The following is an 11,953-nucleotide window of genomic DNA, read 5'->3' as shown; positions in this document are numbered from 1 at the left end:
ATCTGGTTGGTAACATCCATCTCTTTGATGTGCTATCGAGCGTTCCAGCGGAACGCCTCGTGTAAACAATTGCTAACAATGTTCACCAATCATTCTTACGGAATGAATCCAACCTTAATTACCATTTTAGCTACCAACCAGGTGTTCCTACCGAAAGATTTTGAGAAATTCAGCACTAGACTTAGTCTATCTCTATAGGCTTTGAAGTTCGGTTTATGCTAAGTGCAATTTTACTCCCTTGTATGGCGTTACCAAGATTTTTCAGCCAAAACCCCACTCATTTACATAATGCTGCATTTTAAAAGATTCTTAAAAAAATCCATGATCAGTTTCATTTTTTAGCGTTCAAAAAAAAGATCAATTCATCTTATTTTATTGCTTGTGCTAATCTTGTGGACGAATTAGCCCAATTCCACATACAAGCATACAAATGTTTTTTACAATATTTTTTTAGCAGTTATTTATAAAAACACGGCGTTAAACTATTCCTGAGTAGATTCTTTGATAGCACTTAAAGAAGAAAAAATTGTGCATAAAAGCTGGTTCAATTGGAGTTTTGCGGAATTAACCGGCACTAGGTTAAAGACTTTTTAACCCATATATTCGTCTGATTACAAAGCTGCTGGAGGAAGTGTTGCTTAATTTACCCTGATTAAACCTTCCTACGAGCCATGCTTGATTCCGAAATCTGACAGCTTTTGGTGGCTATCAGCATGAATTCAAAATTTGCCCAAAATGACCAAATTGTCTTTTATTAGCTGGACTTTGCTGGTTTTGCTGTCTTTGTCTTTGGTTCAGGCCCAGACTCAAAAAGAAGAAGCTAAACCGGAGCTGAAGTTTCAACGGATCTTCGAAGGACTCCTCAACAGTCGGGTGTCCACCATCACCCAAGATCACCGGGGATTTATCTGGGCGGGGACCTACAGTGGCCTTCATCGATATGACGGTCAAAACTTTCAGGTTTATACCTCCTCCTCCCTTTCCAACAGCATCAATGACAATTTCATCGGGGCGCTCTTCGAAGACAGTCAAAATCAACTTTGGGTAGGAACCGGAAGTGGTGTAGCACTTTACCGCAATGAAACGGATGATTTTATCCGATTTGATTTACAGACTGAGAACAACCTACGAGGCGGAGAAAATAATTTGGTCAATAGCATCCTAGAAGATGATCAGGGCAAGCTGTGGGTATCCAGTATCGGATCTGGTCTTTTCTACTTTGACCGGACGAAGCAACAGTTTTTACCTTACAAAATGGGTGAATTCGAATCAGTCAATTCATTGGTAGCCGACAAAGGGGGGATTCTTTGGATTGGGACAGTAAGCAAGGGCCTAATCAAGCTGAATACGGTCACGGGCGAAGCTGTCTCCTTTCGCCATGACCCCCGAGACCCTCAATCCATCAGCTCTGACAATGTAAAATCAGTGGCCTTGGATAAGGACGGCACACTCTGGGCAGGAACACGGAGCGAAGGAATCAACAGACTGGTGGTCACTCCAGGTAACGCCCGATTTATAAAGTATCAAAACGAACCTGATAATGACCTAAGCCTTTATAACAATTCCATCTACAAACTTTACCTGGATCGAAAAGGCAACCTGTGGGCCTGCAATGAAAACGGCGGGCTGCACCTGTATAGTGAAGAGAAAGACGGTTTTTACCGGTATCTCCATGATCCTAAAAACCCCAACAGCCTCACACACAATTCCATTTGGAATATTTATCAGGACGATCAGGACAGGTATTGGATCGGAACAGCACAATCCGGAATCAATCTTGCAGATCCTTTTGCATCGAAGTTTGCCCATTATTTCAAAAACCCCTTGGATCCGGAGAGTCTGAATAATAATATCATCCGGGATTTTCTGGAATCGAAAGATGGGAATATCTGGATCGCTACGGATGGAGGTGGACTGAATTATTTTGATCGGAGCAAAAGCACTTTTAAAAACTATCAGAGCGATTCCAAAAACCCCAAATCCATAGGTTCAAATGCGGTAATCAGCCTGAATGAGGACTTGGAGGGAAAACTTTGGGTAGGAACCTGGGCAGGTGGGCTAGCTGTTTTGGAGAATGAGCGGACAGGGACTTTTGTCCGATTTCAGGATTGGATAAAGAATGACAAGTATCCCATAAAACACGTCTTTGACGCGCATTTTGACGAAAAATACATTTGGATTGCTGCCCTTGAGGAGGGGCTGTACCGCTATGACAAAAAGAGCAGGGAGTTAAAATTGTTTCAACAAGTGGAGGGAGACTCCGAGAGTCTCTCTTCCAACTTGCCTATCCGAATCTTTGAGGATAGCAAAAGAAACCTGTGGATTGGAACTCATGCCGGGCTGAACCTAATCCGGTCCACGGACAAAGACGCCGGAAAATTCAAAGTCTATCAGCCTTCAGAATCGGACTCAAACAGCATTCCGGGTAATTCCATCCGACAGATCACTGAAGATCGATTGGGCAACATCTGGATAGCAAGTGATAGAGGACTATCCCGGTATCGTCCCGGAACTGACGATTTCATCAACTATAGGCAAAAAGACGGATTGCCGATAGACGAAATTACCTCCATCGTGGAAGACGAACGTGGTAATTTATGGATTGGTACGATCAAGGGAATAGCCAAATTTGACGTAAACCTTCAGGTATTTACCACTTATGATAAGTATGATGGAATGCAGGGAAATGAATTTTCGAGGTATGCAGTACTGAAAACAAGCAAAGGAGAACTACTTTTTGGAGGAATGAATGGATTTAATCTTTTCCATCCCGATCGCTTGCAGGCCAACCCCAATGCTCCGGAAGTGTATTTGACGGATTTGAAGCTTTTTAACCAATCTGTAAACTTCCATGAGCCTGATTCCCCATTGAAAAAGCACCTTTCTGCTACCGATACGCTAACCCTATCGTCCAAGGAAAACGTATTCACTTTCGACTTTATAGCCTTGGACTATACTCAACCGGACCGTATCCAATACGCCTATTTCCTCGAAGGATTTGAGGCGGATTGGAATTATGTGGGTACTCAGCACAATGCTACCTATACCAATCTCAACCCCGGAACCTATGTATTCCGCGTCAAGGCCGCCAACAGTGATGGCGTCTGGAATCAACAAGGTACTTCATTGGTCGTAATCATCACCCCTCCCTTTTGGCGGACGGCTTGGTTTATTGTCTTGGCTACTTTGTTGGTAATCGGCCTTTTATTTTTGGCCTATACCCTGCGAATCCGCGTAATCAAGCTGCAAAACAAACAGCTGGAAAAGACAGTGGCAGAGCGGACTACCTTACTTCGGCAAGCTAATACCAATTTGAAAAAACACATCGATGAAAAGGACAAACTGCTCTGCATTATCGGCCATGATTTGAGGAATCCGTTTTTCTCAATTATCGGATATATGGAACTGCTGGAGGACGAATTTAAGAACACCCAAAACTCGGAGCATCTTGAAAATATCCGTTACCTCTTGAATGTCTCCCGAAACACCCATAATCTTTTGGAAAACCTATTACAATGGGCAATCAAAGAAACACAGCTATTTGAGGTGAAACCCGAAGTGATCGATCTCAATCAGCTGATAGACACAGCGATCAACATGGTATCGGCTCAGGCAGACTACAAAGATGTCAAGCTTGAAAAAATCTGTCCCGAACAGGTATTCGTCAATGCTGACCAAAACATGATCCTCACAGTGATCAGAAACCTGGTTTCCAATGCGATCAAGTTTTCAGACAAAAATTCCAAAATAGAAATCAAGGTTAGCACCAAATCAGGTGAGGTGGTCACCTCTGTGAGGGACTTTGGGGTTGGGATGGAAAAAGCCACCCTTGACCGGCTATTCTCAAAATCAAGCGAACAACAAGCCGGCACCATGGGTGAATTAGGTACAGGATTGGGATTGGTATTGTGCCAGGAAATCGTGGAAAAACATGAAGGAGAAATCTGGGCTGAAAGCAGCCCCGGAAAAGGAAGCACTTTTCACTTTTCTTTAAGCCAATATATTTATGAAGAAGTGGTAGTTTGAAAAAAATTTATCCCCTATCCTCTGCACCAATATCCCGATTGTTCCAGATCCAATAACGTTTAATTTCAAATGATTATAATTTTTTTTTCAATAGTCAGATGGAATCTCGCAAGTTTTCCCCGATAGTTATCGGAGCATTCCAGTGTGTGACTTTTTAGTCATGCTCGATTTCTATCGCTTTTCAAGTTGAATTCCTACCGAATCCTTCTGAACAATTTTAACTACTATTACAAATAATAGCGCAGATCTGACTTTTTGCTTTTAGGCATCAAATCTTGGTCAAGGCGAAATAAACTTTTATCCAAAAAAAACATGGCTGTGCAAAACGGAGTAATGATGCAATTCTTTCATTGGTATACCCCCGATGATGGTAAGCTCTGGAATCAATTAACTGAAAGCGCCCAATCTCTGTCAGAAGCCGGTATTTCGGCTCTTTGGTTGCCGCCGGCTTACAAGGGTGCCAATGGAGGTTACGATACGGGATATGGGGTGTATGATCTTTTTGACCTTGGGGAATTTGATCAAAAGGGAACCGTACGAACCAAATACGGAACCCGGGACGAGTACCTCAAGGCGATCAAAACTGCTCAAGCATCCGGGATTCAAGTCTATGCCGATATTGTTTTCAATCATAAAATGGGCGGAGATGAGGAGGAAAAGTTTTTGGCCACTCCATTTAATGCCAATAACCACCGGGAGCCCATTGGGGAAAAGCAGGAAATTATGGCTTGGACGCATTTCACCTTTCCGGGCAGAAAGGGGAAATACTCCGAACTGCAGTGGCATTGGTGGCATTTTTCGGCAACAGATCGAAACATGTACAATCAGGAAATGGAGGCGGTATTCCTTTTCGACGGAAAATCATTCGGAGAGGATGACCTGGCAGAGGGCTCGGTAGATTACTTGATGGGGTGCAATGTGGACACCAAAAATCCGGATGTCAGGCATGAGTTATTTTACTGGGGAGAGTGGTACTTGGAGACCACAGGAGTCAACGGATTCCGCTTTGATGCGATGAAGCATCTGGAATTTGATTTTATGCTGGATTGGATCAGGCATTTGCGCGAAAAATACAAGCAAAATCTAGTTGTGGTCAGCGAATATTGGACAGGCCATAGTGAAGCTATTCAGCATTTTATCGAAGTGACAAAGGGGGACATGATGCTATTCGACGTCAATCTTCATTTCAATTTTTCCAAAGCAAGCAAGGAAGGTTCTTCCTTTGACTTGCGGACTATTTTTGATACGACACTGGTCAAAGATCATCCTGACTTGGCGGTGACATTTGTCAGTAATCACGATACCCAACCCCTGCAGGAATTGGAATCTGTGGTAGAAAAGTGGTTTAAACCCTTGGCCTATGCCCTGATTCTGCTGAGACAGTCAGGCTATCCCTGTGTATTTGCAGCCGATTATTACGGTGCGCACTATTCAGACAAAGGAAAAGACGGACAGGACTATGAGATCTGGATGGATAGCTATCACGAACTTATAAATGGCCTTTTGTACGCAAGGAAGACCTTCTGCTATGGCCCACAATATGAATACTTAGACGATCCTTCCTGCATTGGATGGACTAGAGTAAGCAATGAGCGAAACCCTTCGGGAATGGCTGTATTGCTAAGTTCAGGTGATAATGCCTCGAAGCACATGGAAACCGGAGCTCCAAACACCCAATACTACGACCATACCGGACAAATTCAGGAGGAAATTTGGACTAATGAATCGGGTTGGGGGGAGTTCAGATGCAATGCGGGATCAGTTTCAGTTTGGCTACCCAGATAACTAGTGATTTTCACTGAATTTCTTGAATAAAGTGTATGGATATACGGAATTTTGCCAGTAGTTTACTTCGAAGTTAAAATGAATTAGGGGATGCCAATTCTTGGACTTCTTCGGTCTTCCGACTTCGTTCTCCCAGCCCAAAATCAAGGGTATATTCGTGTACTGCCAGAATAGTTTATGATCAGAATAAAGTGTAGCCCTTCTGGTATTTCCAAGCTAATACTCCGATTTTCATTGCAAACTCCCGATCACTTGCGAGACTCAGAGAAGCTGATGCACGGACTTCAGATTTGGGTTGCTTTGCCCAAAGAAAAGTTGAAAGCACAGGAATTTGATAAAATTCCCGGTGACGAAGAAGAGTTTGTTCCTTATCCTACCTTAACCAAAAAATAACATGGCGCAGATATCGGCGAGCATAAAAAGAGAGGCCTACAAAACCGAGATTCATTCCCCGTCAGGGAATGTGTTGATTTCCGATGAACCTGAAAGTGTTGGAGGAAAGAATTTAGGCTTTTCGCCTTCAGAACTACTCGCATCATCACTTGCTGCCTGCACAAGTGCAACGCTTCGAATGTATGCAGACCGCAAAGGTTGGGATTTGGAAGAAGTCAGATTAGAAATCAGTCTGGAAGTAAACCGAACTGAAAACCGGACAGAATTTCATCGTAGTATTGAACTCCTGGGAAAACTGGATCAAACCCAAAGAGACCGCCTACTCGCCATCGCCAAGGTCTGTCCGGTTCATAAGATCCTAAGTGGCACGATTGCCATACATACCGAGCTTGTCTAGCAAGAATTTACCGCAGGAATCATGAACGTTTTCAGTGTGGCAGTTTTGAATGTCGATGAGGCAGCCAATTCCTGGTTATTTTTAAGGTGTATTCGATAAGCTGCACGTACCCAAATAATGGTAGGATTGAGTTCCAGTTGAATTTGCTGTTGACAGTCGTCTGTGGATGTATATCCGCGTACAAAATTCCCCAAATCTAGTTAACGTGCATCAGTACGGATACACTAATTGTTTTTTTCGCCCTCGAGCCTTTCCAACTAAAAACAGAAAAGCGGTCCCTTTCGAAACCGCTTTTCTCAGTGCTAACAACTTTTACTTTTAAACTAAATCAAATCGGTCGAGATTCATCACTTTGTCCCAAGCTTTGACGAAGTCATTTACAAACTTCTCCTGTCCGTCCTCGCAGGCATAAACCTCCGAAACAGCTCTCAATTCTGAGTTGGAACCAAAGATCAGATCGACCCGAGTTGCAGTCCATTTTGGCTCGCCTGTGTTGCGATCGCTTCCCACGAACACGTTCTGAGCATCTGACGTCGCTCTCCAGGTAGTCCCCATATCGAGTAGATTCTGGAAGTAATCATTGGTCAAGGTCTCAGGATTGTGCGTAAATACGCCATGCTTAGATTTGTCGAAGTTAGCATTCAATACTCTCATTCCACCCACCAAAACGGTCATTTCTGGAGCTGTTAGGTTGAGCAACTGCGCCTTGTCTATGAGCATTTCTTCAGCAGAAGCCCTAATCTTGCCGTTGAAGTAATTGCGGAAACCGTCAGCTTTTGGTTCCAAGAACGCGAAAGAATCGACCTCAGTATCTTCCTGAGAGGCATCCATTCTACCTGGAGTAAATGGAACTGTTACGTCAAATCCAGCAGCTTTGGCTGCCTTTTCGATGGCTGCGCAACCACCCAAAACAATCAGATCTGCCAAAGAAACCTTTTTGCTATCTGCTGCCGTGCTGTTAAATTCTTCCTGGATGCTTTCCAAAACGCCCAATACTTTGGATAACTGAGCGGGGTTGTTTGCTTCCCAGTTTTTCATTGGACTCAGGCGAATACGGGCACCATTTGCACCTCCTCGCTTATCTGATCCTCTGAATGTGGAGGCCGAAGCCCAAGCAGTGGAAACAAGTTCAGAAACGGACAGACCGGATGCCAAAATATTGGCTTTCAAGCCTGCAATGTCCGCTGCATCTACCAATTTGTGATTTACTGCGGGAATTGGATCCTGCCAGATCAAATCTTCTGCAGGAACTTCAGGACCTAAATATCTTGATTTTGGACCCATATCCCGGTGAGTCAGTTTGAACCATGCTTTTGCAAAAGCATCGGCAAACTCTTCAGGGTTTTCATAGAAATGTCTGGAGACTTTTTCGTATTCAGGGTCAAAACGCATCGACAAATCAGTGGTCAACATGAATGGCTTATGGAATTTGCCCGGAATGTGTGCATCAGGGATGATAGCTTCGGCATTTTTAGCTTCGTACTGAAAAGCTCCACCAGGGCTTTTGACCAATTCCCAATCGTATTCAAAGAGGAACTTAAAGTAATCATGACCCCACTTGGCCGGTGTAGAAGTCCAGGCACCTTCCAAACCGGAAGTGATGGTATCTGCACCTTTACCTGAGCCGTAAGCATTTTTCCAGCCCAAGCCCATTTCTTCGATGCTTGCGCCTTCAGGCTCAGGCCCAACAAATTTGGTAGGATCAGCTGCACCGTGAGTTTTCCCAAAAGTATGTCCTCCGGCGATTAGCGCTACTGTCTCGTAATCATTCATAGCCATTCTGCCGAAAGTCTCGCGGATGTCATGCGCTGCAGCCACAGGATCAGGCTTACCCTGAGGTCCCTCCGGATTCACATAGATCAATCCCATGTGAGATGCTGCCAAAGGCTGCTCCAGTTCGCGTTTGCCTGTGTAGCGCTTGTCATCGCCCATCCACTGAGTTTCAGAACCCCAGTAAATATCCTCTGCCGGCTCCCAAACGTCTGCTCGACCACCTGCAAAGCCATAGGTTTTAAAACCCATTGTTTCCAGAGCGACATTTCCCGTAAGGATCATCAAATCTGCCCAAGAAAGTTTCTTTCCGTATTTTTTCTTTACTGGCCAAAGCAAAAATCTGGCTTTATCCAGATTGGCATTATCCGGCCAGCTATTCAGCGGAGCAAAACGTTGCGTTCCGAATCCTGCTCCTCCACGACCGTCCTGAACACGGTATGTACCTGCACTGTGCCAAGCCATTCGGATCATGAAAGGACCATAATGACCGTAATCAGCAGGCCACCAGTCCTGAGAGGTTTGAAGTAAATCTGCAATGTCTTTTTTCACCTCTGCCAGATCCAAGGATTTGAATGCCTCGGCATAGTTGAAGTCCTTTTCCATTGGATTGGAAAGTTCCGAGTGCTGCCGCAAAATAGTCAGATTCAACTGGTTTGGCCACCAGTCACGGTTCCTTGGTCCTGCTCCTGCTGCTTGAGAGAGCTGACCATTATGAAAGGGACATTTGCTGATGTCTCCTTCATTCATATCGTATGAACTCATAATATTATTGGTTTATTGATTTAAACTAGAGTACGAATTTACCAAAAAGAATCTTTATAGTAATTATTTTTTCATTGATAAAAACTATGACTCTTGTCATGAAATCGAGCCAGTCTAAGTCATTCCGACATGCCACAGGTGTCATCCGCTCGGGGAACTTTGATCCCAGCAGGGAATCATTCTGACAATAAAACAGTCTTGCAGGCAGTTTCTAGATGAAAATTAATTTTTAAAATCTCCAAATTGTACCCTACTTTTTCTGTATAGCCATCCACTCCATGATGCTGACAGGTCTCCCGTCAACATAAACAGGCGAACCGTCAAAATCCGTTCGGGCTACATTGGCATGCGAGTAGATCCAAGACCAGTGACCAGGATAGTGATAATCTTTTCCACCATAAAATCCGGTAATGTCAGTAACGTGGTCATAATAACTGAAATGGACGTTTTTTGCGCCAGCTTCTTTAAGTCGCTTGTATAGGGGAACTACCGTTTCATCTGGTTTTGTGGTCGAATCGTCTTTGGAGTGAACAAACCAAATGGGCACATTCTTGATCGATTGGACCTGGGTGTCGGTGATGAATTCATTGTTGTAGGCCAAAGCGGAAATATACCCCGCTGCAAAATAATCAGGATGCTCCAAAATCAGCTTTAATGACATATAGCCACCATTGGAGCAACCTCCTACATAAATTCTTTTCGGATCGATTTTGGGATTGGATTTGACGAAATCCTGAATCAAAGCCATCAGTGCCACATTGTAGATATCGTTGGTTTGACCTCGGGTCATTCCATTTTCTCCCTGCATCCAAAAAGTCGGAGCTTGAGGAACCAACACGTATGCCCCATCGCCAAAAAACTGCTGAATTTCTGATGAGGCATAATTTGCTGCTCGGTTTCCGAGAAGTGGGATCGTCGGATCAGTGCCTCCCTCTCCACCTCCATGCAGCCAAATGATCAGGGGAGCATTTTCACTGACTGATTTTGGTGCATAGCTGGCATAGGATAACGTGAGCGTTTCACTGTGCTTGAACTTACCATTAAGGTCAAACTGATCTACTAAGGGCATGATTCGCCCTTTTTCGGTATTCCAGACTTTTCCGGAGGAGGTCTGAACTACGGTTAGCTTGTAGTCGATCCATACATTTCCTTTGGATCGAAAATATTGAATTGGCGATCCGATAGCCTGAACAGGACTCACAGCAAGTACGAGTGTCACGAATTCCCCGGTCTCAGTTCGGTTGCCTTTCGCATCAGATAGGTAGGAATAAACGACCGACCGCTGTCCCGAGGCAGTTGTGGGTGAAATTTCTCCATCGCTGGATGAGCGGGAAGCATAAACCACAAACTCTGTTGGGTTGGTCTCCGTGACCGTTTCTCCAAGACTAAGAATGACCTTATTCACAGCAGGCCCCCAGTCAAACCCTTCAATTACAAGCGTATAATCTCCCGCTGAAAGTGGTGTTTTTTCCTCATGTAAACGATCCGGGAATGTTTTTGCATTTGCCGGAAATGAAGAAAACAGAAGGAGGGATAAAAACAGGCAATAGTACTTTTTCATAGGTTTGATTTTTTGGGTTTTTGACGAAATATAACTTTTGAAAAGTTAATCAATCGAACGCATTTTGATAGACAAATTATTTGAATGGATTTAAAAACAGGCTAAAGCCAAAAATTAGTCAAGAAGCGTTCACTTTATTAAGGGAAGTATAGTTAAGGGTCCCTCTGTGATCAAAATGGAAATACAAGCAGTGCATGCTGACTTACTGTATTAAAATCCCGCCACACCCGGTTCATTTCTGTGTGGGTTTTGGCAGCTTCCAGTCCTGCAAAAGGATACAGCTTGCCGGAAATTTCCCTGCAGGTTTGGGTGAGTTTCCTGCTGGTTCGGCTTACTTTTCTGAGCGTGGACTTCGAAATAGCATCCGATTTCAGCACTTCCTTCCAGGCGATATCCACCAGTTCGTAAAACTCCTTTTTCAGGGTTCTCAGCCTCTTGCTTTGCTTTTCTGATACTTTCTCAAAGTATCGCAGGTGTTTTTTTCCAAACTTCCGGTACTCATGTCGCTTCCAAAAAGATTCATTGATCATTTCCACCAAATGTTCTGTTATGCCCAGAATATTTACGGTCAAAGTAAGCTCGGCAAACTGCAAAAATGGAAAGCGGTAGATGGGTTCCGGGAGGGAAACTTTTTCAGGCAAAATTTCAAATGACCGATTTTGCGGAATTACCAAGTTTTCGGTTTTAAATGCATGACTTCCTGTCGCAACCATCCCCATATAGCTCCAGCCATCGAGTATTTCCACTTCATCCTTCTTGAGTATAAAGGCCTTGATTACCGGATTTCCCTTTTTGTCAAAAACGGGTTTACCATTTTCCAGGAGCTCACAATTTGCTGTAAAATGAGTTGCATGCAAGGCTCCCGAGGCGTAAGTCCAGGAACCTGAAACTATGTAGCTGCCTTCATTTAAGTCGGCCTTACCCCCAACAAAACCACTACCCGCCAGGCAAGCCTTTGGGTCTGAGAAAATATCCTGACTGAGTTTTGGATCCAAAAATCCCACAAACCATCCGGCTCCTGCACAGAGTGTGACAGTCCATCCCAGGCTTCCATCGAGTCTCGCCAGCTTTTCTTCCAGTTTCAAAGCTTGGGGTAGATTCAATTCTAAACCGTCTAAATCTTGGGGGACGAAAAGTTTGAACCATTTTTCCTGAACGATTACCTCTAACCATTCCTGGGGAAGTCTACCGATTTGCTCAGCTTGGGCCGATAATTCGCTTGAAAAAACAGAGAAAATTGTCATTTGATTTTAAAC

Annotated in this window: 7 protein-coding genes; 4 read left to right on the top strand and 3 right to left on the bottom strand. The window is 44.0% G+C overall.

Features of this window, described 5'->3' with window-relative positions; all coding sequences use genetic code 11:
• Nucleotides 1–735: 735 nt before the first annotated feature.
• The 4 genes from C4S61_RS11415 to C4S61_RS11400 all read left to right on the top strand — a co-directional run bounded on the left by C4S61_RS11415 (nucleotide 736) and on the right by C4S61_RS11400 (nucleotide 6,601).
• On the top strand, nucleotides 736–4,026 hold the full coding sequence (locus C4S61_RS11415; protein WP_103924930.1) for a sensor histidine kinase: 3,291 nt from the start codon (nucleotides 736–738) through the stop codon (nucleotides 4,024–4,026).
• A 312-nt stretch (nucleotides 4,027–4,338) separates the two neighbouring features.
• Entirely contained in the window at nucleotides 4,339–5,811 is a 1,473-nt protein-coding gene (locus C4S61_RS11410) for an alpha-amylase (RefSeq protein WP_103924929.1), read from the top strand.
• A gap of 252 nt (nucleotides 5,812–6,063) precedes the next feature.
• Nucleotides 6,064–6,204 carry a hypothetical protein gene (locus tag C4S61_RS11405; RefSeq protein ID WP_200820570.1) on the top strand — a complete coding sequence of 47 codons (141 nt, stop codon included), beginning with the start codon at nucleotides 6,064–6,066 and terminating at the stop codon, nucleotides 6,202–6,204.
• 1 nt (nucleotide 6,205) lies between these two features.
• The gene (locus tag C4S61_RS11400) at nucleotides 6,206–6,601 is read left to right on the top strand and encodes an OsmC family protein (RefSeq protein ID WP_103924927.1); all 396 of its coding nucleotides are present in this window, start codon (nucleotides 6,206–6,208) and stop codon (nucleotides 6,599–6,601) included.
• 318 nt (nucleotides 6,602–6,919) lie between these two features.
• On the opposite strand, the gene katG is transcribed toward C4S61_RS11400, so the two are convergent.
• The 3 genes from katG to C4S61_RS11385 all read right to left on the bottom strand — a co-directional run bounded on the left by katG (nucleotide 6,920) and on the right by C4S61_RS11385 (nucleotide 11,941).
• Nucleotides 6,920–9,136 carry a catalase/peroxidase HPI gene (gene katG / locus C4S61_RS11395; protein ID WP_103924926.1) on the bottom strand — a complete coding sequence of 739 codons (2,217 nt, stop codon included), beginning with the start codon at nucleotides 9,134–9,136 and terminating at the stop codon, nucleotides 6,920–6,922.
• A 250-nt stretch (nucleotides 9,137–9,386) separates the two neighbouring features.
• The gene (locus tag C4S61_RS11390; protein ID WP_103924925.1) at nucleotides 9,387–10,697 is read right to left on the bottom strand and encodes a prolyl oligopeptidase family serine peptidase; all 1,311 of its coding nucleotides are present in this window, start codon (nucleotides 10,695–10,697) and stop codon (nucleotides 9,387–9,389) included.
• Between the two features lie 170 nt (nucleotides 10,698–10,867).
• Complete coding sequence (locus C4S61_RS11385) at nucleotides 10,868–11,941, bottom strand: acyl-CoA dehydrogenase family protein (RefSeq protein ID WP_103924924.1); 1,074 nt, start codon at nucleotides 11,939–11,941, stop codon at nucleotides 10,868–10,870.
• Nucleotides 11,942–11,953 lie beyond the last annotated feature (12 nt).

The organism is Algoriphagus boritolerans DSM 17298 = JCM 18970 (assembly GCF_900108085.1).
Lineage (GTDB): Bacteria > Bacteroidota > Bacteroidia > Cytophagales > Cyclobacteriaceae > Algoriphagus > Algoriphagus boritolerans.
This window is presented reverse-complemented; position numbering and strand designations above follow the sequence as displayed.

What these genes read in the sequence shown, in the direction of transcription:
- C4S61_RS11400 (WP_103924927.1), top strand. Translation starts at nt 6,206, where the DNA reads ATGGCGCAGATATCGGCGAGCATAAAAAGAGAGGCCTACAAAACCGAG.
- C4S61_RS11385 (WP_103924924.1), bottom strand. Translation starts at nt 11,941, where the DNA reads ATGACAATTTTCTCTGTTTTTTCAAGCGAATTATCGGCCCAAGCTGAG.
- C4S61_RS11390 (WP_103924925.1), bottom strand. Translation starts at nt 10,697, where the DNA reads ATGAAAAAGTACTATTGCCTGTTTTTATCCCTCCTTCTGTTTTCTTCA.
- C4S61_RS11415 (WP_103924930.1), top strand. Translation starts at nt 736, where the DNA reads ATGACCAAATTGTCTTTTATTAGCTGGACTTTGCTGGTTTTGCTGTCT.
- katG (WP_103924926.1), bottom strand. Translation starts at nt 9,136, where the DNA reads ATGAGTTCATACGATATGAATGAAGGAGACATCAGCAAATGTCCCTTT.
- C4S61_RS11410 (WP_103924929.1), top strand. Translation starts at nt 4,339, where the DNA reads ATGGCTGTGCAAAACGGAGTAATGATGCAATTCTTTCATTGGTATACC.